We start from the raw sequence: 23,190 nt of genomic DNA, 5'->3' as shown, positions 1-23,190 counted from the left end.
ACTCGTCAGTATCTGAGCGGCCAGATCGTCCAGGCGCGTTTCAGATCGGACCACAGGCCCATGAGCCCGTGGGGTTGCAGTCTCAGAAAGAAAATGATGATGAGCCCGTAAAGCACGCCCTTCACCTCATGCGCACTGGTCGCCAGCAGACTTTGCACCTCAGGTCCGAAGAAAGAGAAAACCATCCCCAGCAGCTCCGGCAGGCCGACGAGGAAAATCGCGCCCAGCACCGCCCCCGCAATCGAGCCGATGCCGCCCACGATCAGAATGGCCAGCGCCTCAATCGACAAAAGGAAGGGAAAGCCATCCACCGTCACGAAGCTGAGGAAAATCCCGTAAAGCGCCCCGCAGATGCCCACCACAAACGAGCTGACCATGAAGGCATAGATCTTCCAGGCGCTCAGATTGATCCCCATGACGCGGGCCGCATTGTCATTGTCGCGGATCGCAAAGAAGGCCCGCCCCACGCGGGAGCGACGCAGATTGAGGCTGAGAAGGATCGCAAGGATCCCAAAGCCTGCCACCAGATAGAACAGGCTCGCATCCGAGTTGAAGGCATAGCCAAAGATCACCGGGCGGTTCACAAAGATCCCCGAAGAGCCATTGGTCAGCCCGTCAAACTCCAGCACCAGATGGTTGACGATGAAGGAGGAGGCGAGGGTGGTGATCGCCAGATAAAGCCCGGTCAGCCGCAGCGAGGGGATGCCGATCAGCACACTCGCCAGCATCGGCACGATCCCGGCCAGCGCAAAACCCAAAAGCGGCGGCCAGCCCCAGGTCTCGGTGCTGATCGCATAGGCATAGGCCCCGAGCACCATAAAGGCGGTCTGCCCCAGCGAAATCAGGCCCGTCCAGCCGGTCAGGATGTTCAGCCCGATGGCGCCGATGGCCGTGATCATCATCAGCGTGACCAGCGACAGCCCGTAGAAGTTCAGCCACAAAGGCGCGGTCAGCAGAACCGCCAGCCCAATCAGGATCCAGGCTCTTTGCAGCCGCGAATCCGTGAGGTGGATATGCTCAACGATGGTCTCTTTGAAAAATCCGCTGCGCATCAGAGCCTCTCGATACGTTTTTGCCCGAAAAGCCCGTAGGGACGGATCATCAGGATCAGAATGATGATCACGAAGCCCGCGATCTCTTTCAGGCCGGAGCTGATATAGCCGCCGACAAGGTTCTCGGTGATGCCGATGACGATGCCGCCAAAGGCCGAGCCGATGATGCTGTCGAGACCACCCAGGATAGCGGCCGGAAAGGCCTTGAGGCCAAGATGAAAGAGCGCAGGCGACAGCTCATAGGCGATGGCAAAAAGCACGCCTGCCGCCCCCGACATCACCGCCGCCGCCCCCCAGGCGGCCATCTGAATGCGGCCGATATTGACCCCCATCAGACGGGCGGTCGCCTCATCCGCAGCCACGGCGCGCATCGCTACGCCAAAGCGCGAGCCGCGGAAGAAAAGCCACATCGCCAGGATCGCGAGAAAGAGGCAGCCCACCACCGCGATCTGCGCCACCCGCAGCCGCACGCCGCCCAGATCCACCAGCGCATTGCCCGAAGCCACCGCCATATTATGCGGCAGCCCGTCCAAGATCAGCACCACGGCTGAGCGGAAGATGACCGAAAGGCCGATGGTGACCATGATCTGCGACAGGATCGGCTCTCCCATCATCGGGCGGATGGCGATCCGCTCAACGATCAGAGCGAACAGGATCGCAAAACCGATGGAGCCTGCGGCGACGATAAAGGGATTGCCCTCCACCCGGACAGAGATGGACCAGGCCACATAGGCGATAATCATCGCCATTTCGCCCTGGGCAAAGTTCAGCAGGCCGGTCGATTTATAAATGATCGCAAAGCTCATTGCGATCAGCCCATAGACGGCGCCGATGGCGAGGCCCGATGAGATCAGGTCGAGAAAATAAGTCATCCTTCGGCCTTTCCATAGATCTCTTCCAGCTCACGGGCGAATTTGGTGTCGATGACCGATCGGCGCACCTTCTGGGTCGCGGTCAGCTCTCCGTCATCGTGATCGAGCTCTTTTTCCAGAATCACAAAGCGGCGGATATTCTCGACCCGGGCAAAGCGCGGGTTCACCTCATCGACGACCGACTGCACCAGCGCCCTCACTTCGGGCAGCTGGGTCAGCGACTTATAGGTCGTATAGGCGAGGTCGCGGTCTGCCGCCCAGCGGCCGACATTGTCAAAATCAATCTGAATGAGCGCGCCGAGGAATTTGCGCCCGTCCCCGGTGATGATGACTTCCCTGATCCAGGGGCTGTCCTTCAGCGCATTCTCAATCTCAGAGGGCGCGATGTTTTTGCCGCCCGAGGTGATGATGATCGCCTTTTTGCGGTCGATAACCGAGATCTCGCCGTTCTCCAGTTCGGTGACGATATCACCGCTGAGCAAAAGCCCGTCCTGCATGGTCTTTTCGGTGGCGACAGGGTCGCGGAAATAGCCCCGGAAAATGGCCGGGCCGCCCAGCAGGATCTCACCATCCTGCGCGATTTTGTAATGCGTGCCCTCAACCGGCAACCCGCAGCCGCCAAGACGGAAGGCCCCCGGGCGCTGCACGAAAACGCAGCCCGCGACTTCTGTCATGCCGTAGCCCTGGGAGATCGGCAGCCCGATCACCGAGAAAAACCGCAGAGTTTCCGGCGAAACCGAGGCCCCGCCACAAAGCCGGTGATAGCTGCGGTCAAGCCCGAGATGTTTTTGGATATTGCGAAAGAGCGCCCAGTGCAGAAACAGCGCCTCAAGCTTCGCGCCAGCGGAAAGCCGGCCGTCATTCGCCTGACGGTGATCATCCAGCTTTCGGCCCCGCGCCAGCAGCCGGTTGGCCACACCGCGACGCAGCGGGCCGCTTTCGCGCAGGCGAAACTCAAAGCCCTCTTTCATCTTCTCCCAGATCCGCGGCACGCCCACCATAAAGGTCGGCGCAATCTCACGGACGTTGTCGTTCACCGTATCAATGCTTTCGGCGAAATTGACCGTGCCGCCCACGCATAAAAGCATGGCCATCGAATAGCAGCGCTCTGCCGCGTGACAGAGCGGCAGATAGCCGACCGAGCTGATCCCACGCAGATCCGCCCCGGTGGAGCGCGCGTAGTTATAGGTGGAATAGATCAGATTGCGGTGCGTCAGCATCGCGCCTTTCGGCGGCCCGGTGGTCCCCGAGGTATAGACCATCAGCGCCACATCATCGGGCAGTGTCGCCTCAATCAGTTCATCAAGATGGCGCGTGGCATCGGGCAGCTGCGCTGCAAAGGCATCGCCGCGCTTCAGGAAGTCCGCAAAGGCGACCACGCCGCTTTGCGCATATTGGCGCATCCCCTTCATATCGACGCAGAGCACCTCCTGCAGATCCGGCAGGCCGCCCTGATGGAGGCGGGCATCGAGCACTTTATCCGTCTGTTCCTGATCGCCGCAGACCGCGAGTCTGGCGCCGGAATGCCGCGCGATATACTGCAGTTCCGGCCAGGGATTGGTGGGATAGATCCCGACCGGAATGGCGCCGATGATCTCGGCACCGAGATCGGCGTAATACCACTCAGGGGTATTTTCAGAGGCGATGATGATGCGGTCGCCCCTTGCCACGCCCATCGACAAAAGCGCAAAGGCAAAACGGCGGGCGGTTTCATAATAATGCGCCCAGTCATAAGACCGCCAGACGCCGAGCCGCTTTTCACGCAGCGCAAGCGCCGCGCCGCTGCGCCGCGCATGTTCGCGCAGCAGCCGCGGCAGCGTGCCCTCCCCCGCAGCGAGATGGCTGCGCGACAGCGGATCGAAATCGGCCGCAAGGCTGCGCCGCGGTGAGACGAAAAGGCTTGCCGCCAGCTCAGGATCCACTTTCGAAAAATCACCCATCAAAGCCCCCCTGAGCCGGCTGCCGCCACCGCCCCGCTGCCGCCGCCCCGTGCCGCGCGGGCACCGAGATAGGCTTCAATGACCTTGGGATGGCTGCGCACCTCCTCCGGGCGCCCCTCGGTCAGGGTGGTGCCGAAATTCAGCGCATGGACGCGGTCTGAAATATCCATGACAAGGTGCATGTCATGCTCAATCAGCAGGATCGCGATGCCGAGTTCTGCGCGGATATCGAGGATGAACCGCGCGATATCCTCGGTCTCTTCCTGGTTCATCCCCGCCACAATTTCATCCAGCAGCAGGATTTTCGGATCGGTGGCCAGCGCGCGGCCCAGCTCGACCCGCTTTTGCTGGCCATAAGAGAGAGTGCCGACCACGTGGTCGCGGATCGCCTCAATTTCCAGAAATTCGATGATCTCTTCGACGCGCTCGCGTGCCTCAATCTCTTCGCGCCGGGCGCGGCCAAAATGCAGGACCGCATCAAGAACCGAGGTTTTCATCCGCCAGTGCCGCCCGACCAGCAGGTTTTCGACCACCGTGCCATGTTTGAAAAGCGCAAGGTTCTGGAAGGTGCGGCCAATGCCGTGGGTGACAAACTGATGCGGAGGCACCTTCGACAGATCGGTGCCATTGATCAGAATGCGGCCCGAACTGACCGGCATCACCCCCGACGTCAGATTGAAAAGCGTGGTCTTCCCCGCACCGTTCGGCCCGATCACCGAGACGATCTCGCCGGGGTCGACATGCAGGCTGACGTCATTGACGGCGGTAATGCCGCCGAATGTCCGGGTCACGTTTTTCAGCTGCAAAAGATGCCCGCTCATGACAGCCACCTCTTGCGCCGCTTGTAATGTTTGACGTCGCGAAAGCTTTTCCGGCCTGCCTCGCCGCCCGCCATGCCGAGGTAATACTCCTGAACATCGGCGTTGTTGCGCATGGTCTGTGCAGGGCCATCCAGCACGATGCGGCCGTTTTCCATGATATAGACGTAATCCGCGAGGCCCATGGCCTGAACGGCGTTCTGCTCGACCAGCAGGATGGTCATTTTCAGCTCATCCCGCATCCGGCCAATCGTGTCGTAGATCGCATCAATGACCAGCGGCGCAAGGCCAAGCGAAGGTTCATCCAGCGCCAGAAGGCGCGGCTGAGACATCAGCGCACGGCCCACCGCCACCATCTGCTGCTCGCCGCCGGAGAGATAGCCCGAGATCTGGCTGCGCCGCTCATAGAGCCTGGGGAAAAGATCAAAGACCTCCTCTTTCATGCGCCGCATCTCGGGGGCGCTTTTCAGATGCGCGCCCATGACAAGGTTTTCTTCCACTGTCAGGTTGATGAAAAGCCGACGCCCCTCGGGCACAAGCGCAAGCCCATTGCGCACGATCCATTCCGTCGGGCGGCCCGCCAGATCCTGACCGCCATAGCGCACCGAGCCCTTTTCCAGCACGCCCTCTTCAAACTCCAGACCGCCGGTGATGGCTTTCAAAAGCGTGGATTTGCCCGCGCCGTTTGACCCCAAGAGAGCGACGACCCTGCCCTCATCGACAGAAAGTGAGACATCCCGCACTGCCTCGACCGCGCTGTCATAGATGATTTTTGCGTTGGTGATCTCAAGAAGCGCGCTCATGGCGCCGCTCCCGCGACCTGGCGGCGCCCGGGCTGCACCCGACGGGTATCACCTGTCGTCATTCTCCGTTCCTCCCGCAGGATCGGGCGTCCGGCCAGAATTCGCAGGCAGCCTCCGCGCTGCATCGACGAATAATCCGGACAGCCTGTCTAAAAATAGTGAAACACCCACCGGGGTTTCGGTCAATATCTAATTTTGGTTCGAAAGTGGTCAGCGCAGCGGAAGCAGGCCCGCAAAAGTCATCTCAGAAAAGGTCCGCGCCAGATCCCGGGCAGGCCCGGCTTCGGGGCGATACCACTCGGGGGCCCAGGCCATGGCGCCCAGCATCAGCATCCGCACCGCCGAAAGGCTGAGGTCGCTGCGGATTTCCCCCGCTGCCGCCGCCTGTGCCAGAAGGTCTTTCCACAGCGCGCCATAGATCTCTTCATTGGCGGCATGCAGACTGCGCAGATGTGGCGGCACCTCAGAGGAGAGCTTGGTATTGGCGCGGGCGTAATCACTGCGCTCCAGCAGGCATAAAAGATGCTGCTCTACGGCGGTGCGCAGCCGCTCAATCGGGCGGGCCTCGGGGCCAAGCGCGGCCAGCGCTGCCTCGACGCTTTCGGCGACCTGGCGCACGCCCCGCGCCATAACCTCGGCCACCAGATCCTCACGCGAGGCGAAGTGATAATAAAGACTGCCGGTTTTCAACCCGGCCGCCTTTGCAATGTCACTCAGCGTGGTGCCCGAAAAACCCCTGCGCGCAAAGATCTGCGCCGCCGCATCCAGCACGCGCTGCCGCGTCAGATCAGATTTCGCAGACGCCCGCTGAGACGCGTCCGGCTGCTGGGAAGTTTCGCTCACCCCGGCCACTCCTCTTCGCGGGCGCATAAATTACGCGGCCTCGCCCAGCACCTGATCGACGACGCGTTTGGCAGATTCCGCACAGGCCTGGGTGCCGCCATTGCCGTAAGTTTTCACCGCATCGCCCACGCACCACAAGCCCCCGACCGGGGTCGAGACCTCCATATCATAGCCCGCGCCCGAGCGCTGCGCCGGCCAGTCATCGCGCATCACCCGAATGGAGAGCATCTTTGCCTTCTGATCAAAGCCGGGGAACTGCGCGCGAAGATCCTCCAGCCCCATCGCAATCTCAGCTTCGCTGTTGAAATCCGCAATCGCCGGGCGCGGCACGGCATAGGCGACATATTGATGCCAGCCCGCAGGCGCGAGTTCCGGGCAGGTCGCGGTCAGATTGGCGATATTGCACAACCGTCCGTGCGTGGTTTTGCCAAAGGTCATAATGCCCGGCGCAGGCATGATGTCTTCGCGCGTGGCAAAGTTATAGACGATATTCGCGGCAGGCTTCAGCACCGTCCGGCTTTGGTGAAGGTAATCCGCCCCAAGCGCCTCCGCCCCCGCGAGAGCCACGGCGGATCCCGGCCCGCCATTACAGATCACCACCCCGGCTTCGACCCGAAGCAGATCGCCGCCGTCGCGCCGGATATGGACTGCGGTGACGCGACCGTCCCGCACCTCGATCTTTTCGGCCGGAGAGGACAGCCAGACTTCCCCCCCCAGACGCACCACCGCATCGGCCAGCGCCTGCCAGGCGCCCATGGTGCCTTCGGGGTGAAAGCCAAAGCGCTTGAACGCGCCCTTCTGAGTGAAATAGGTCAAAAAGGCCCGCGCCGGGATTTCATCGGCGTTCATCGCAAAAATCGCAGCGCAAAGGTTGCGGAAGATGGCGTGAACACTGGCATGAGAGGTATAGCGCTTCAGCCAGTCTTCCGTCGATTCGCGCCCGTCCGGCAGGCTGCCGCTGCGGGCCTGAGCGAATTGATCCAGCACTTTGGACGCCTGTTTCGTCAGCCCGCCCAGCAGAAATCCCAGCCCGCCTTTGCTGATATCGACCACTTTGTGATCGAGATAGAACACCGCGGCGGGCTTTGGCTCGCGGATGTCGAGCCTGGCGCCGCAAAGCGCGAAGGTTTCTTCAAAGACCCCGCCCGGCTCCAGCGCGATGGCGCCCATATTGACGCGGTGGCCGTCGATCATCTCGGTGCCCGCGCGCCCCCCCAGCCAGGCGTGATCGTCGATCATCAGCACATGTTGTCCCGCCGCCGCCAGACGTGCCGCTGCATGACAGCCGCCCGCGCCCGCCCCGATCACCACTGCGTCGAATTTCATCTCGAACCTCCTCCGCGCGCTGCGCCTGAAATTTCCGAATCCTGTTTAGAATTATAATTAAGACGAACGTCCGGTATAGTCCCATTCTGCGGGGGGCACCCGCCACCCGAAGCGCGGGTCCGTAACAATATGAGCTACGCCCCGATCCCTGGACAGATTTCCGGCTGATTTAACCTGCGCTGCGCCTGCTGGTCGGTTTCGATAATGTTGAGGTAAACCACGGCAGGCGGTTGCCCGCCATCGGCGCTATGTGGCCTTTGATGCGTGTCGAACGTGATCCAAGGGTCGATGGCGGCCTTAGCCTGCGATCCGGTTTTCCAGACAGACAGACGCAGTCCTATTTCAGAACTGGCCAAAATCGCTCGCAGCCCCACCGACGTCTGCAGGCCCGTCCTGGCGACGCGGGTTTGAACCCGGCAGGCCCTGGGGGCGCAGATCCGTATCTCTCGGCTTCAGTCGCTTTCGAGCGGGACAGACAGGGTGGCGCAGAGGCCGGGTTTGGTGTCATGAAGCTGAAGGGTTCCATTCATCGCTTCTACGAGAGCTGCCATCATCCTTGATCCAAACCTGCTGCCGGATGACTGCTGTCCGCCGCTGTAGCCCCGGCCAAAGTCGGCCAGGGTGAGGCTGAGGATGTCACCTTCCCTCAACAGCGTCACGCTCACCGGACCGGTCGCGCCGCCATAGGCATATTTGCTCGCGTTGATGAAAAGTTCGGTGAGGATCAGGCCCATGTTGATGGCCCGGTCAACCGGCACTGTGATCGCGGTCAGATTGCGGCGCAGGGCGGCTTTCCAGCCGGGATCGACCGTGCCCAGCAAATCATCAAGAAGATCATCGACATAGCGCGCGGCATCCACGGCCTGCACCTGTTCCGCATCGTAAAGCCGCCGATGAACAAGCGCGATGGCCGCCACACGATGCCGGGCCTCGGCCAGGGCTACTTTTGTGGGCTGTTCGGCGGAGGCGCGGGCCTGCATCGACAGAAAGCCTGAGATGATGGTCAGGCTGTTCTGAACGCGGTGGTTCACCTCTCCGAGCAGAAACTCGCGCTGTTTCAGCAGCCCTTCTTTCTCGGCAACGGTGCGAAGCAGGTCTCTGTTCAGATCACGGATCCGCCGGGTCTGCCAGGCGGTCTGAATAAGCCCGCCCAGCCGCTGCATCGCTTCCTTCTCAGCCGGGCTCCAGGGGCGGGCGCCACCACGGACCTGCTCGCTCCAGGACTGAAAGCTTGCACGCGGATTGAGCTGACCGGTGGCGTCGGCGCTGGCGGCTTTATGCGGATTTCCCGCCCAGTTGATCGTCTGAAGCACATCCGCCCGGAAGCAGAGCAGCATCCACCGCTCCTCCGCCGAGAGGATCAGGGCCAGAAGCCCGGTGGCAAGCTGGCCGGGGCTGTCACACCGCGGTCCGGGGCCGGCAAGGCGGTCGGTAGCGAAAACCATCCCCGCGCCCTGCGCCAGCGCAAAATCTGCCAGTCTTTCGACCTCAGCTGTCTCCGGGCAGCGCCCGTGCTGCAGGATGGCAGCCCCATGCACCAGCGCCACACCATCGGCGTCGAGCATTTCCGCAAGGAAGGGAAGCTGGCCGGGCAAAAAGTCCTCGGGCGCGGCTTCGTCCTGCAGATCGGCTGCGATCTGATCCTCATAGCTCTGCAGACGCACCTTCTCGCGGTAGATCGAGACATCTTCCCACGCCCGGATCTGCCGCGACAGCGCTCCGCAAAGCGCGCGTCCGCCATTGCGCACATCCAGCGACAGGCCACGGGGGGAGAAATGATGGCAGGCAATCAGCCCCCACAGCTCCCCGTCCTTGACAATGGAGAACGAGGCCGAGGCCGCGACCCCCATATTCTGCAGATAGCGCAGATGCACGGGAGAGACGCTGCGCAGGCTGCAGTCACTCATATCAAGCGGCTGATCCGCCGGGCGCGGCGGCCAAAGCGGCGCGGGGTGGTAGCAGGCATCCGGGATCACCCGCACCAGATTACGGACATAAAGCGCCCGCGCCTGGGCGGGAATATCGCTTGCCGGGAAGTGATGGTTAAGAAAGGAGGAATGCCCCGGCGCGATGTCATCGGCCACCACTTTGCCCGCCTCGTCCGCAAGAAAGCGGTAGACCATCACCCGGTCATAGCCGGTCAGCTGACGGATCTCACGGGCGGCGAGATTGAGCAGGCTCTGCATGTCGCCCGCCTGCTCAAAGCGCTGCGCGCCTTCTTCAAGCCGCGGCAGAATCGTGGCCATCAGCTCCGGCGTGGCCGCAGGCTCCAGCTCTATAAGCAGTTCAGCCCCGGCATGGGTGAGCTGAACGTCAAAGGCCTCTGTCGCATGGGGCGGCGTGACATTGCGGGGCAGACTGCCTGCCGGAGAGAAGATCGCCGCCGTTAACACGGGGCCAAGCAGCGCCTCCAGCGGCTGGCCTGCCCAGACCGCCACCCCGAGCCTTTCGGCAATGCGCCCCGCACCCTGGGTGACGCAGCGGGTCTGAGGGTCCACGACCAGCAGCACCCCATGCGGCTGGATGGATCCCGGAATATGAATGGGCTCCCGATCACACTCGGTCAACGGAGGCTGCGCGGGCGTCACAGCGGATCGCCACAAAGAATGCGGCGGGCGTCCTGGAACCCGCGCACGGCGCCGCGACAGATCGCCTGCCGCTCTGCGGGGGCCTGCGCGCCCGCCTGCTCGATCACCTCGATAAGCCCGCGCCACATGCGTCCGGTTTCCTCGCCATAGGGGTCAAGAAAATTCAGCCCCGGATCGTTGATCCCTTTGCTCCGCAGAGTTCTTTGAATGATCCGCCCGCCGAGCACAGAGCCTTCGACCACATAAAGCGCCCCCAGGGCTTCGGCCTGCGTTTCAGGCCGGGTGAGGCCCGGTGCCGTCAGATTTAAGGGCAGCGACGCGCCGAGCGCCAGCCAGCTCTCCGCGCGGGTCGAAAATGACAGGTTTCGGACATCCGCCAGCAGGTCGTGGAGGGCCGCGTGCGCCGAAGTGTAGAACTGAGCATAGCGCTGAATGGCGAGGGGGCGTCTGCGGTCGTCGGAGAGCTCGGCAATGGCGTCAAAACGGCTTTCAAGCGCCTCGTGAAGACCCCGGGTCGCGGTGCGAAGATCACTCAGCACCGATGCAGCGGCAATCTGACGAGTCGTGTATTGCATACCGTCTCCGAACCTTACTCCCACGTCGTCGCACGACCGCAGAACAGAGGCAAATCGTATTTCGACGTGAAATACGATCTCCGAAGAAGTTCGCACGACTGATTGCGCAGCTCAGACGAACCTGTCTTTTATGGGCGCCCACGCCTTGGGTCACGAGAGATATCCGTGACCGGCATAAGCGCCGGTCACGTCGGGGTGAGCCTCAGCTCAATCAGCAGATCTTCAGAACCATCTTGCCAATGTGAACCGAGCTTTCCATCCGCTCATGCGCGCGCCAGGCCTCTGCGAGGGGGAATTCCTCATCCATGACCGGGCGGAAGCGCCCGTCGCGGATCATGGGCCAGACATCGCGCAGCAGATCGCCCGCAATCCTGGCCTTCGCTTCGGGGCTTTGCGGGCGCAGCGTGCTGCCGGTAATCGTCAGGCGCTTTTGCATCATCTTCAGCAGGTCCAGCTCGCCGATGGTGCCCTCAAGGAAGGCAATTACCACCAGGCGGCCATCAAGGGCGAGGGCCTCGATATTGCGGGGCAGATAGCTGCCACCGACCATATCGAGGATCAGATCCGCCCCGCCTTCGGCCTGAAGCCGGGCGACGAAATCCTCTTCGCGGTAGTTGATCGCAATCTCAGCCCCCAGATCGAGGCAGGCGCGGCATTTTTGTTCAGAGCCTGCGGTGACGATCACCCGCGCGCCCGCCGCCGCGGCCAGCCGGACCGCTGTTGTGCCGATGCCGCTTGATCCGCCGTGGATCAGCACCCGCCCGCCCGCCTTCAGGCCGCCCCTTGTGAAGAGGTTGCTGTAAACGGTGAACAGCGTTTCACAAAGGGCGGCGGCCTCTTTCATCGACAGCCCCTCGGGGACCGGAAGGGCGTGGCGCGCGTCGGTCACGGCATATTCCGCATAGCCGCCCCCCGGCAGCAGCGCCGTGACCTCATCACCAACGCGCCACTGACTGACCCCTTCGCCAAGCGCTGCGATGGTCCCCGCGCCTTCCAGACCGGGCAGGTCTGAGGCCCCGGGCGGCGGCGGATAAACCCCCGCGCGCTGCAGCGCTTCGGGGCGGTTTACCCCCGCCCAATGCAGGCGGATCAGGATCTGCCCCGGGCCCGGCTGCGGCACCGGGCGCTCTGCAGGTTTCAGCACCTCGGGGCCGCCTGGCTTTGTAATTTCAACGACTTGCATCATTCGGGGAATTTGCATGGTTTCGTCCATTTCGTCAAAACGCGCGCGAAGCGGGCGCAGTGCCCGCCGCTCTCAGAAAGGTCAGCGGGCCATCATCTTGGGAAGGAACATGATCACATCGGGCCAGATCACGCACAAAAGCACGATCAGCAGATCGACGACCAGGAACCAGAAGATGCCCCGGAAGATCGTCGTCAGCTTCACCTGATCTCCGACCACGCCCTTGATAACAAAAACGTTCATGCCAACGGGCGGCGTGATCATCCCGATCTCCAGCAGCTTCGTCAGCACCACGCCGAACCAGATCAGCGAAAATCCGGTTTCCGCGACCAGCGGAATCACAATCGGCAGGGTCAGCAGCATGGCCCCGATCGGCTCTAGCACCATGCCCAGCAGCAGATAGACCAGCACGATGCCGAAAATGATGACATAGGGCGAGGCCCCGAAGGAGAGGATGAAATCCGAAAGCGCATCGCCGGTGCCGGACAATGTCAGGAACCGCGCCAGAAGGCTGGCACCGACGCAGATGATCATCAGCGAGGCCGTGGTGACCAGGGTCTCAATCATCGCCGCCCGCAGCGCCGACCAGGTCATGGTCCGGCGCAGAAGGGCCACTGCGCAGGCGAGGGCCGCGCCAAAGGCTCCGGCCTCTGTCGGGGTGAAAATGCCGCCGAAAAGGCCTGCAAACACACCAATGATGATGACGAAGACCGGCCAGGTCCCGGAGAGAACGGCAAACCGCTCGGCCCAGGTGGCGGAATTCCCGACTTTCGGGGCCAGCTCCGGGTTCAGTTTGACCCGGATCATGATCATCAGCGAATAGGCCACCATCGTTATAATCCCGATAACGAGGCCGCCAAGGAAGAGCTGGCTGACCGGCTGGCGCGAGATGATGCCATAAAGGATCATCAGAATGGACGGCGGGATCAGTGCCCCGATCGTCCCGGCGGCCGCCACCGTTCCGGTGGCCAGTTCAGCGCTGTAGCGGTGGCGCATCATCTCAGGAATGGCGATTTTGCCCATCGCCGCTGAGCAGGCGAGCGACGATCCCGTCACCGCCGCAAAGCCCGAGCAGCCCAGCACCGAGGCAATCGCCAGCCCGCCCGGCAGCCCCGAAAGCCACATCTGGGCGGCCTGAAACAACCCTTGGGTCATGCGGGTGTGATAGCAGATGAAGCCCATGAACAAAAACGCCGGGATCGCGCTCAGCACCCAGCTGGAGACAAAGCTGTGCGGCACCACCCCCAGCGAGCCCCAGGCGACATTCCAGCCCATCTGCGACCAAAGGCCCCCGAAGGACACCAGGATCAGCGAGATCCCGATCGGGATGCGGATCAGAATAAGCGTGAAGAGCAGCCCAAGAAAAAGGAAAGCAATCTGAAGTTCACTCAAAGGATCGTCTCCCCGTCTCCGGTTTCACCGCCAACGGGCGTCCGCGGCATCCCGGGCGCGCCAGGGCTCAGCGACAGCAGAAGCCGGCAAAAGGCCACCAGCGTCATTAATCCAAAGCCCAGAGGCGGCAGGAAATAGCTGGGCCAGGTGATGATGCGGGTCTGTCCCTCAATCGAAAAGGTGCCGAGGGCATATTTGCTCAGCGCTTCCTGGCCGGTCCGCACCGCCAGAAGCCCTGCCGCCACCACGGTCAACAGATAGCCAAAGCTCAGCACCGCGCGGCGCAGAGCGGGGGGGAAATAGTCGTAAAGCAGATCGACCGAGATCTGCGCATCGTCCTTTTCGGTCAGCGCCTGGGGCAGAAAGGCGATGGCGACCATATAAAAGGAGGCGACGTAGAGAATGGTGCCGGCAAGCGGCGCGTTAAAGAGGTAGCGCATGGTCACATCGATCGTGACATGCAGCACAAGCAGAGCCACGGCGACAGCCGCAAGCGCGGCCGTCCAGTTGCTCAGACGGGTCAACCCAAGGGTGAAGGCTGTCATCAGAGTGATCTTTCCTGTCAGCCCGCCCCACGCCCGTGGCGCAGGGCGGATGCTCCCTTACATCCCGTAGGTCGCTGGATCGATTTTGGAGTAAAGCTCATCCCAATAGATCTTCTGCAGATCCTCATAGGAGGTCACTCCGGCCACCAGACCCCGCCAGCGCTCAAGCACAACGGGGAATTCAGCGGCGATCTCGGCGGTGCGATCAACCCGGTAGGTCGATTTGAACACATCGACCATGGTCTTGAGGTCATTTTCCACGAAGGCCCGTACCGGGGCCAGCATGGCTTCATCTGGGGTGTGAACGCGAATGCCCTTTTCCTGCGCCATGCGGATGGCTTCGGCCTCCTGCTCGACGAAGTTCCAGGTCATGGCGGCGGCCATATGGCTTCCCCCCCAGATCAGCGCAGCGCGCTCTTCGGTGGAAAGGCCCTGCCAGACGGTGCGGTTGACATTGGTCCCCGCGACACCCGCAAAAAGCCCGCCCGGCACGTTCAGCGTTACATCAGTGACGACGTCGAACATATTGTAATTGATGAGTTCCGGCGCGCTGAGCATGGCGCAGTCGATCACCCCCTGCGACAGGGCCTCATAGACCTCATTGATCGGCAGCGGCACGGCGACGGCTTTGAAATGCTCGGCAAAGCGGACAAAGCCTGCGCCCGCGGTCCGCACGCGCTTGCCCGCCAGGTCCTCAATCTTGGCGACCGGAGATTTGCACTGCAGGCCATAAAGCGAGGTCACGCCAGTCCCGGTATAGACCTGGTTCTGGGCGGTAAATTCCGCCTGACACTCGGGGCAGCCGTTCAGCGTGTAATCCGCAATCGCGCCGGCATAGGCGAAGGATTCGATGCCTTTGTCCTGGCCAAGGTTCACCAGCAGGTTCATCTCATGCAGCAAAAGGCTGGTGGCATATTCGGCCGAATAATAGGGCGTCAGCACATAGCCGACATCGGCTATGCCATCGCGCAGGCCAGGGCCGGTTTCACTCAGGCTCAGCAGCGACATGGCGAAGGGTTTGACCTTCAGCGCAGCGCCGGATTTCTCTTCAACCCGATCGGCATAGGTGACGGCCGCTTTACCAACGGCTGATTCCGCCGGATAGCCATGGGCATAATTCAGGTTCTTCGCAGTGGCGGGCAGGCTGAAAGCTGCGGATAAAAGCAGCGCGGCAGTGGCGTGGCGTATCATTGTGTTGCTCTCCCTGATGCTGCGCTGATCTGGCCCGCCACCTGAGGTGGTCGGGTGTTCTTCGCGCGGCTCCTCTTCCGCGTTCAGAATCGGAGTGCAGCAGACCCCCGCTTATCAGGCACGGGAAGGGCGAAGCTGTCCAGATAAATGTCTGACAATCCTGTCTGCCCTGGCAATCTGAGGTCCAGGCTGTCTTCAGTAAATCCTCCCGAAGGCGGTTGCCTGACCCGTAGCCAGACCTTGCTGCATTATTATTTTATCATTTAATTTCAGCCTGTTATTTGGGCATACCAGTATACCGGGATGGCGAAGTGCCTGCGGTTTTCCGCCCGGCCAACTGGTGCTGCTGCAATACGCCCTGCACGTGCTGCGGTGCGCTGAGAGACAGCCTGCCTGGGACAGCGCCGGTTCCACCTGGCCTGGAAACCGGGCTTTCCATCTGAAAGATAGTCGGCAGCTTCGACCCGTCTTGCCTTTTCCATGAAGAGGCAGCCTGGAGTGCCACTTCGGCAGCCAAACTTTGTTGCACAGGCTCCGCCTCGTCCTGCGGGGCCGGACCGGCGCTTGAAGTCGTCCGGACAAGGCGGGTGCAGGGGCTGACGGCGCTCAGGCTGTGGCTTTTGAAGTCCTGACAATCCATATCCATGACCCGGGCTGACGAGCCGACACGCCGCCTCGCTTGATCGCGATGTGCAGGTGAACGACCGGCCAGAGACTGCGCTCTGCCCAGGCCCGAAAGGAAAGTCAGACCTTTGCGCAATGGTGACAGCCCGGGGCCTCAAACGCCGCGGGGTGAGGCGGTTGTCGTCATCGGGCCGGTGCTGCTCAAAAACGGCCGCTGGTCTGACGGCGGCGCATGTCTACTGGCTGGCCAGCCGGGAGATTTCCACCACACGCTCCAGAAGATCCCCCTCGAGCGTGCTGGTTCCGATGCGGACGTGGTTCAACTCTTTCGTTCCATAACGCCTGCCGGGCGAGACGGCGATTCCATGTGCGGCGAAGGTCACAACGGCAAAGGTTTCGGAGCGCACCGGAAGCCAGGCGGACAGTCCTGCTCCCGCCTGACACGCGCCGCCGAGGGCCTGCACTCCGGTGACAAACCCGCTGTGGCGCGCGTTATAGATCTCGCGCGCCTGTGTCACCAGGGCGCTGGTCCCGGCATCCTCCAGCAGCCAGGCTGCCGCGCCCTGCAAAATCCGGCTCGACCACCCCGAGCTGAAAAGCCGATAGGCCCGGATGCTTTCCACAATCTCAGCGGGACCGGACAGAACGGCCATCCGCAGGTCGGGGCCATGGCTTTTGGAAAAGCTCAGAACGTGGATGACCCGCTCCGGAAAGCGCCCTCCCAGCGATTGCGCCGCAACGCTCGACAGAGAGCCGATGCCGTCATCCTCAATAATCAGCGTTTCACGGCCCTCAAGGACATCGCCGAGGGCCGCGAGACGCGCAGGGGTGACGCGCTGCCCGGTCACGGCATGCTGTCGCGGCTCAAAAAGAAAGGCGACGGGCTGTTTATGCAGCGCCCGGGCCAGGCTCTCTGGCAAAGGGCCTTCGCTGTCGGTCGCCACCGGCAGAATTTCACAGCCCAGATCCTCAAGGATATCGAGGTGCCGCAGCCCGGTCGGCTCTTCCACCGCAACGCGGCAGCAGGCAAAAGACAGGGCGTGAAAAAGCGTGTGGATGGCGCTGTAGCCCCCCGAGGTCGCAAGCAAAGCCTCTGGCTCATAGGGCCAGAGCCGCCGCGCCGCCCGCTCAAGGGCAGGTAAGATGGCGATGCGCTCATAGGAGTTCAGATCCTCCGCCTGCGCGCCCTGCAACAGGGCCGTCTGCAGTGGCGGCAGCAGCCGCGCATCCGGCACCGCGAGCGAGAGATTCAGCACATCGCGGGAAAAATGGCCCGAACTGGCGAAACGCGCGGGCGTCATCCGGCTTTGCTGCCCGCAGATCCAGCACCCGTTGCGCCCGCGGCTTTCAATCAGCTTTTGCTTTTGCAGGTTCTGCCAGACCGCCGAGATCGTGGCGGGCGAGACCCCGCATTCCAGCGCCACCTCCCGCACGGTCGGCAGCCTGCTGCCCAATGGCAAACGGCCCGCCTTGATCAGGGCCCGGAGCCCCATGGTGATTCCCGCCAGCGTCCGGTCCGGTAAAGCGGCGGCAAGTTCGGCGGCAGAAAGGCTGGTTTGGTGCTGATTTTCGATCATTTATCGTTCAATAACATAATAAAGATTGATTTTAACAATAATAACAAAAATTCTTTACGAAAGACAGTCGGGGATTTTCTGATGGTATTAAAATTACGCCTTGCGATGCGGGACTGGGACTATCTGACCCCGCTTGTCGTAGGGGATCTGCAGTCCGACCGACTGGAACTTGAGATCGACCGCGTGGGCACCCTGGTGAACCATGTCGGACGTGACCCCGCCTATGAGGGCGCGGAGGCCTCCTTCAGCCGCTACAGCCAGTTGCGGCTGGAAAATGACACCTCGCTCGTTGGGATACCGAATTTTATCATGCGCGGGTTTCGCAATCGCTGCGTGATCACCCGGGCAGACAGCCCGCTCACCCGCTTTGGTGAGCTGAAAGGAAAGCGCATCGGGGTGACCGGCTGGCGCGATTCCGGCAATACTTGGACCCGGGCGCTGATGCGCCGCGAAGGCGTGGGGGTTGAGGACGCGTTTTGGTATGCAGGTCGGCTGACCGAAGCGCATCCGATCACCGATCGCCTCGACGGCTTTGGTCGTGAGGGCCGCATTGAGGCCTGCCCCGAGGAGCGGCCGATGGTCGATCTGCTGCGGGAGGGCTTTCTGGATGCCGTCTGCACGCCCTTCATGCCGGATGGATTTTTCGACCCGGCCAGTGGTCTGCGCCAGCTGCAGCCGGATTACAGGGCTGCCGAGGAAGCTTATTTCCGCGATGTCGGCTATGTGCCTGGCATGCATCTTGTCACCCTGAAGGCCGATATTGTGGCGCAAAATCCTTGGGTTGCGGATGAACTCAGCCGGCTTCTGGCCGCATCGCAGGAGATGTGGCTGAGCAAGCGGCGGAAATATGCGGATACCACGCCCTGGATGTTTGACGAGCTGGCCCGCACCGCCCGTGCGCTGCCCGAAGACTGGAACCGCTCGGGTCTTCCGGCGAATGCGCGGATGATCGACGATTTCTGCGAAGAACTCTTTGCACAGGGTCTGAGTGCCCGGCGGATCACCGTTGACGATCTTTTCCCGAATTTTTCGGCCCATTGAGCCACAGCTGAGAGAAAGAGACTGATATGCGCGCGATGAAATCCACCCTGTTCGCTGCCACCGCTCTGCTCGCCGTCTCGGGCGTGGCACTGGCGCAGCAAAGCAACCTGCCGCCTCTGAGCAAAAACCAGGCCCTGCACGATCAGCTGCCCGAGAAATTCCGCACCGCGGGAAAGATGATCTCGGTCAACAATGGCTCCTTTCCGCCCTATGAAATCCTTGAGGGGCAGAAACTGAACGGTGCCTCTGCCGATCTTTCCGACGCCCTGAGCGAAATCCTCGGCGTGAAGATTGAGCATTCAACCGTGGGCGGGCTGCCCGCGCGGCTGACCGGGATTGATGCGGGTCGCTTTGACTTTGCTCTCGGGCCTGTCGGCGATTTCAAATCCCGCCAGGAGGCGAATGATTTCGTGGACTGGGTCAAGGAATATGTCGTTTTCGCTGTGAAAGCCGGCAATCCGGCGGGCATTACCTCGCTGGAAACCGCCTGTGGCACGCGGATCTCGGTCATGGCGGGCGGCTCTGCCGAGCGCGTGATTACCCGGGCTGCGGAAGACTGCGAAAAGAATGGCCAGCCCAAGCTGGTCGTGCAGTCCTTTACCGACCAGCCCACTTCGATCCTCGCCGTGCGCTCGGGGCGTGCCGATGCCTTCTTCTCTTCACAGGCCCCGCTGAGCTATTTTGTACAGCAGTCGAACGGCGAGCTGGAGCTTGCCGGTGTTGGGCAATCCAACGGGTTTGATGACCTGTTCCAGGGCGCGGTCGTCCAAAAGGGCTCGCCGCTGGGGCCGGTCCTGCTTGAGGGGATCAAACTGCTGCAGGAAAGCGGCCATTATCAGGAAATCATGACCCGCTGGGGCCTTGAGAATAACATGCTGCTCGAACCGGGCATCAATCTCGGGAAATGACGGAAATGACCCTGCATTCCCCGTCCCGCGCAGAGGCCCCTGCCTGGCAGGACGTCAGCGCGGCGCATCAGCCCGTCCAATATGGCCGCATCGCGGCCTGGGCGGTGGTGTTGCTGTTCCTGGCGAACTTTCTTTGGATCTGCGCCATCAATGCCAATTTCCGCTGGCCGGTGATCCGCGAGTTTTTCTTTCACCCCGATATTATGCGCGGCCTTGGCTTCTCGCTGATCCTGACAGTGGTGGGGATGGTGTTGGGCACCGTGCTGGGGCTTTTGCTGGCGGTGGCCAGGCTGTCGAATGACGGTCTGGCCAAAAGTGCCGCCGGGGCGTTCATCTGGTTTTTCCGCGGCACACCTTTGCTGGTGCAGCTGATCTTCTGGTTCAACCTCTCAACGCTGTTCCCCCATATCTCCCTGGCGATCCCCTTTGGCCCGGCGCTGATCAGCTGGGAGACCAATGCATTGATCACGCCGATGACCGCAGCCATTCTGGGGCTCGCGCTCAATGAGGCAGCTTATATGGCGGAAATTATCCGCGGCGGGCTGCTCTCGGTTGATCGCGGGCAGAATGAAACGGCTTCGGCTTTTGGCATGACACGGGGCCGCGCGTTGTGGCGGATCATCATTCCCCAGGCGATGCGCTCCATCGTGCCGCCGACCGGCAATGAGCTGATCTCGATGGTGAAAGCAACCTCGCTGGTCTCGGTCATTGCGATGTCGGATCTGCTTTATGCGGCGCAGTCGATCTACAACCGCACCTTTGAAGTCGTGCCGCTGCTGCTGGTTGCGGTGTTCTGGTATCTGATCATCACCACCGTGCTGAATATCGGCCAGGGCTTTATTGAGCGCTATTACGCCAAAAGTGACCGCCGGCTGACCACCCCCCAGACGGAGGCAGACCTATGAGCCAGACACCGCTTGTCCAGGCCCTTAATGTGCATAAAGCTTTTGATCAGCTTGAGGTTCTGAAGGGCATCAGTCTGGATGTGGCGCCGGGGGAAGTTGTGGTGATCCTTGGCCCCTCGGGCTCCGGGAAATCCACGTTTCTGCGCTGCATCAACAATCTCGAAGACATCCAGCAGGGTGCCGTCCTCGTCGACGGGGAGCAGATGGGCTACCGCCATGCCGGGCAGAAGCTGCTGAAGCTGAAACCCGACGCCGCCGCACGGCAGCGCCGCAGGATCGGCATGGTTTTTCAGCAGTTTAACCTTTATCCGCATATGACCGTGCTGGAAAATATCATCGAAGCGCCGGTCGGCATTCACCGCGAGCCCCGGGCGGCCGCCGTGGCCCATGCGCGCGAGCTTCTCAAACGGATCGGCCTTGCGGAGAAGGAGAACTCCTATCCCCGGCAGTTGTCCGGCGGGCAGCAGCAGCGCGTGGCCATCGCGCGGGCGCTTGCGATCCGGCCGAAGCTGATGCTCTTTGATGAGCCGACCTCGGCGCTGGACCCTGAACTTGTGGGAGAGGTTCTGGCCACCATGCGCGATCTCGCGACCCAGGGATTGACGATGATCGTGGTGACCCATGAGATCGGTTTCGCAAAAGAGGCCGCAGACCGCGTGGTCTTTATGGACGGCGGCCATATTATCGAAGAAGGACCACCCGGGGAACTCCTTGTGGCTCCGAAGCATCCGCGCACCCAGGCCTTCCTTGCACGTTTCATATGACCGGCCCCGGGGGAGATTACTCCTCCGGCTGCTTTGCAGGAATTTACGGAAAGATATCTGATGATGACCGACAACGCCTATGCGCGCACAGAAGACTTCGAGGCGATGAAAGAAGAGCTGATCGCCACCCGGCGCTGGCTTCACCAGCATCCTGAGCTGTCCCACGAAGAAGCCGAAACCGCGCGCTATATCGCCGACCGGCTGGAGGGCTGGGGCTATGAGGTGACGCGCAATGTCGGCGGCCACGGCGTGGTGGCGCGTATGACCGTGGGAACCGGCAGCCGCTCGGTCGCGATCCGGGCAGATATTGATGCTCTGCCCATCGAGGAGGCCCGGGATCTGCCGTGGAAAAGCCTGACCCCTGGGGTGATGCATGCCTGCGGCCATGACGGCCATACCACCGTGCTGCTGGGGGCCGCAGACTATCTGGCGCGCACCCGCCGTTTCAATGGCACCGTCACGCTGATCTTCCAGCCCGCTGAGGAATCCGGGCAGCGCAGCGGCGCCCGCGCGATGATCGCGGACGGACTTTTTGAGCGCTTTCCATTTGATGCCATCTTCGGCCTTCACAACCACCCCGGCGAGGCAGAGGGTGTGGTCCTGACCCGCGAAGGCGGAATGATGGCGGCGGGGGACTCTGCAAAAATCACCGTGCGTGGCAAGGGCGGTCATGCGTCGCGTCCGCATCTGAGCATCGATCCGGTGATGATTGCCTGTCAGATCGTGGTGGCCATGCAGGCCATTGTCTCGCGCTCGATTGACCCGACGCGCGCGGCGGTGCTGACGGTGGGCACCATCCATGCGGGGACGGTTGCCAACGTCATCCCCGACAGCGCCGAATTCCAGCTCAGCATTCGTTCCTTCGACGCCGACATTCGGGACCGCCTGCAGGAGCGCATCACCCGTGTTGCCCGTGATGTCGCCTCCGCCTTTGAGGCTGAGGCGGAGGTGGACTATGAGCGCGGCTACCCCGTGGTGTGGAACTCGTCTCAGGAGACCGCCTTTGCGACGGAAGTGGCGCGTGAACTGCTGGGCGAAGATCGCGTCAAACTGTGTCCGCCGATCCCCGGCAGCGAAGACTTTGCCTTCTACCTCGAGCATAAGCCCGGCGCCTTCCTGCGTCTCGGCAATGGCGTGAATTCCGCCATGCTGCACAACCCGAACTACGACTTCTCAGACGAGGCCCTCACCACGGGCGCTGCGCTCTGGGCCCGTCTGGCAGAGCGCTATCTGGCGCAGTAACGCCTGCACCCCCGGGTTTCCGCCCCGCCACGGGGTGACGGGGCGGAAACCTGTGCAGGCACCCCAGATATTGCACATACGCCCGATCAGGCGTCGTTAGAGCCGGTTGATACCGCCGGCATCCAGTCCGTCTGGTCTGTCTCTGCATAAGATTGTCCGGGCATTGCGCTACGCCCGCCAGCGCCGCAAGGACCGGGTAACCTTGCGACACGGTCAGACTGTTCGTGACCGTGATCAGCCTCAAGACAGCCTGCGCAATGCCGCCGATCTTCTTTGCCTGACCAAAGGAGAGGCGAACGACAGAACGATCCAGGCCAGTTCGGTCGCCAGGTGTTTGAGCTTGGGGGCCCGCCTGCAGATGGTCACCGCCGCAGACTTGCCCCGATCCTCTTTGCCCCCCTGAGATCAGTGACCTCATCCGGCCTGGTTAGTCAGTCGGGCTCATCACCGGCCGGTGCTTTCTGCGCTGGCCGCTCCGGGCCGGTCACGGCCGGTTGCGCGCGCATCTGACCGACCGCCAGCGGGGCAATGCCCGGCTTCAGACGCCAGTCATTCAGGTAATCGTCCCGCCCGTTGAAGGGGATCGGAGCCCCGTCGAATAGGCCCTCAAGGCGGCGCTCCCAATCGGAGATCATGGCCTGGCGCTCAGCCTCGCTGCGATAATTGACCGAATAGCTGATCTGCGGCGGCAGAACGTCAAAGCCGGTAAAGCGCAAAATCCCGTTCCGGATCGGCCAGAGAATGATCTCCATCTCGCCGTTAGGCATTCAGTCCCGGCCTCTGGTGGATCGGATTGAGGATGAATCTTTCCGGCCCTGAAGTCCGGATTTTGCAGATGTATTCCCAGGGCGTGAGGCCGTTGCAGGTCTTCAGCCTGCGGGCGTAGTTACAGGCAGCCATATGGTCGCCCAAGTGTGCCTTGAGTTGCTGGTGATGCTGATAGTGGAAACGTTTGACGTTCAGCAGGAAAACGATCCCCCGGATCGTTTTCTGATCCTCCT

General features: G+C 62.0%; 20 protein-coding genes and 1 pseudogene. 5 read left to right on the top strand and 16 right to left on the bottom strand.

The window, feature by feature from the left end:
• Positions 1-5: 5 nt before the first annotated feature.
• The 14 genes from EG244_RS07075 to EG244_RS07015 form a co-directional block, all read right to left on the bottom strand.
• On the bottom strand, positions 6-1,052 hold the full coding sequence (locus EG244_RS07075; protein WP_124964312.1) for a branched-chain amino acid ABC transporter permease: 1,047 nt from the start codon (positions 1,050-1,052) through the stop codon (positions 6-8).
• Positions 1,052-1,924, bottom strand: a complete 873-nt coding sequence (locus EG244_RS07070) for a branched-chain amino acid ABC transporter permease (RefSeq protein ID WP_124964311.1) — start codon at positions 1,922-1,924, stop codon at positions 1,052-1,054. The genes EG244_RS07075 and EG244_RS07070 overlap by 1 nt, the downstream gene beginning before the upstream one ends.
• Entirely contained in the window at positions 1,921-3,864 is a 1,944-nt protein-coding gene (locus EG244_RS07065) for an AMP-dependent synthetase/ligase (RefSeq protein WP_124964310.1), read from the bottom strand. Before EG244_RS07065 ends, EG244_RS07070 begins: the two co-directional genes overlap by 4 nt.
• Positions 3,864-4,685 carry an ABC transporter ATP-binding protein gene (locus EG244_RS07060; protein WP_124964309.1) on the bottom strand — a complete coding sequence of 274 codons (822 nt, stop codon included), beginning with the start codon at positions 4,683-4,685 and terminating at the stop codon, positions 3,864-3,866. Before EG244_RS07060 ends, EG244_RS07065 begins: the two co-directional genes overlap by 1 nt.
• Positions 4,682-5,485, bottom strand: a complete 804-nt coding sequence (locus EG244_RS07055; protein ID WP_124964308.1) for an ABC transporter ATP-binding protein — start codon at positions 5,483-5,485, stop codon at positions 4,682-4,684. The genes EG244_RS07060 and EG244_RS07055 overlap by 4 nt, the downstream gene beginning before the upstream one ends.
• A 210-nt stretch (positions 5,486-5,695) precedes the next feature.
• Positions 5,696-6,328 carry a TetR/AcrR family transcriptional regulator gene (locus EG244_RS07050; RefSeq protein WP_158617264.1) on the bottom strand — a complete coding sequence of 211 codons (633 nt, stop codon included), beginning with the start codon at positions 6,326-6,328 and terminating at the stop codon, positions 5,696-5,698.
• A gap of 30 nt (positions 6,329-6,358) precedes the next feature.
• On the bottom strand, positions 6,359-7,654 hold the full coding sequence (locus EG244_RS07045) for an FAD-dependent oxidoreductase (RefSeq protein ID WP_124964306.1): 1,296 nt from the start codon (positions 7,652-7,654) through the stop codon (positions 6,359-6,361).
• 452 nt (positions 7,655-8,106) lie between these two features.
• Positions 8,107-10,221 (bottom strand): histidine kinase dimerization/phosphoacceptor domain -containing protein, encoded by a 2,115-nt coding sequence (locus tag EG244_RS07040; RefSeq protein WP_158617263.1) that lies wholly within the window; start codon positions 10,219-10,221, stop codon positions 8,107-8,109.
• A gap of 17 nt (positions 10,222-10,238) precedes the next feature.
• Positions 10,239-10,817 (bottom strand): biliverdin-producing heme oxygenase, encoded by a 579-nt coding sequence (locus EG244_RS20345; protein ID WP_158617262.1) that lies wholly within the window; start codon positions 10,815-10,817, stop codon positions 10,239-10,241.
• 211 nt (positions 10,818-11,028) lie between these two features.
• Positions 11,029-12,018: an NAD(P)H-quinone oxidoreductase gene (locus EG244_RS07035; protein ID WP_124964304.1), complete on the bottom strand. Its 990-nt coding sequence runs from the start codon at positions 12,016-12,018 to the stop codon at positions 11,029-11,031.
• A gap of 63 nt (positions 12,019-12,081) precedes the next feature.
• Positions 12,082-13,392: a TRAP transporter large permease gene (locus EG244_RS07030; protein ID WP_124964303.1), complete on the bottom strand. Its 1,311-nt coding sequence runs from the start codon at positions 13,390-13,392 to the stop codon at positions 12,082-12,084.
• Positions 13,389-13,937, bottom strand: coding sequence for a TRAP transporter small permease (locus EG244_RS07025; RefSeq protein ID WP_124964302.1), 549 nt, complete (start codon positions 13,935-13,937; stop codon positions 13,389-13,391). The genes EG244_RS07030 and EG244_RS07025 overlap by 4 nt, the downstream gene beginning before the upstream one ends.
• Before the next feature lie 57 nt (positions 13,938-13,994).
• Positions 13,995-15,128 (bottom strand): C4-dicarboxylate TRAP transporter substrate-binding protein, encoded by a 1,134-nt coding sequence (locus EG244_RS07020; protein WP_233588926.1) that lies wholly within the window; start codon positions 15,126-15,128, stop codon positions 13,995-13,997.
• Between the two features lie 860 nt (positions 15,129-15,988).
• A complete protein-coding gene (locus tag EG244_RS07015) occupies positions 15,989-17,329 on the bottom strand; it encodes an aminotransferase-like domain-containing protein (RefSeq protein ID WP_124964300.1) in 1,341 nt (446 codons plus the stop codon).
• A gap of 81 nt (positions 17,330-17,410) precedes the next feature.
• On the opposite strand from EG244_RS07015, the gene EG244_RS07010 reads away from it, so the two are divergent.
• The 5 genes from EG244_RS07010 to EG244_RS06990 are packed head-to-tail and all read left to right on the top strand — an operon-like array spanning position 17,411 to position 22,189.
• Positions 17,411-18,370: an ABC transporter substrate-binding protein gene (locus tag EG244_RS07010; protein WP_124964299.1), complete on the top strand. Its 960-nt coding sequence runs from the start codon at positions 17,411-17,413 to the stop codon at positions 18,368-18,370.
• 26 nt (positions 18,371-18,396) lie between these two features.
• Complete coding sequence (locus EG244_RS07005; protein ID WP_233588925.1) at positions 18,397-19,278, top strand: ABC transporter substrate-binding protein; 882 nt, start codon at positions 18,397-18,399, stop codon at positions 19,276-19,278.
• Between the two features lie 5 nt (positions 19,279-19,283).
• Positions 19,284-20,183, top strand: coding sequence for an amino acid ABC transporter permease (locus EG244_RS07000; RefSeq protein ID WP_124964298.1), 900 nt, complete (start codon positions 19,284-19,286; stop codon positions 20,181-20,183).
• On the top strand, positions 20,180-20,947 hold the full coding sequence (locus EG244_RS06995) for an amino acid ABC transporter ATP-binding protein (protein WP_124964297.1): 768 nt from the start codon (positions 20,180-20,182) through the stop codon (positions 20,945-20,947). The genes EG244_RS07000 and EG244_RS06995 overlap by 4 nt, the downstream gene beginning before the upstream one ends.
• A 60-nt stretch (positions 20,948-21,007) precedes the next feature.
• A complete protein-coding gene (locus tag EG244_RS06990) occupies positions 21,008-22,189 on the top strand; it encodes a M20 aminoacylase family protein (protein ID WP_124964296.1) in 1,182 nt (393 codons plus the stop codon).
• Positions 22,190-22,620: 431 nt separating this feature from the next.
• Here the strand turns inward: EG244_RS06990 and EG244_RS06985 are convergent, their stop codons facing one another.
• The gene (locus EG244_RS06985; protein WP_124964295.1) at positions 22,621-22,956 is read right to left on the bottom strand and encodes an NADPH-dependent FMN reductase family protein; all 336 of its coding nucleotides are present in this window, start codon (positions 22,954-22,956) and stop codon (positions 22,621-22,623) included.
• Positions 22,949-23,149 (bottom strand): annotated as a pseudogene (locus tag EG244_RS21455) (IS481 family transposase); the annotation flags it as partial. The pseudogene EG244_RS21455 and the gene EG244_RS06985, both read right to left, overlap by 8 nt.
• Between the last annotated feature and the right edge of the window lie 41 nt (positions 23,150-23,190).

Source organism: Falsigemmobacter faecalis (assembly GCF_003863335.1).
Taxonomy (GTDB): Bacteria; Pseudomonadota; Alphaproteobacteria; order Rhodobacterales; family Rhodobacteraceae; genus Wagnerdoeblera; species Wagnerdoeblera faecalis.
This window is presented reverse-complemented; position numbering and strand designations above follow the sequence as displayed.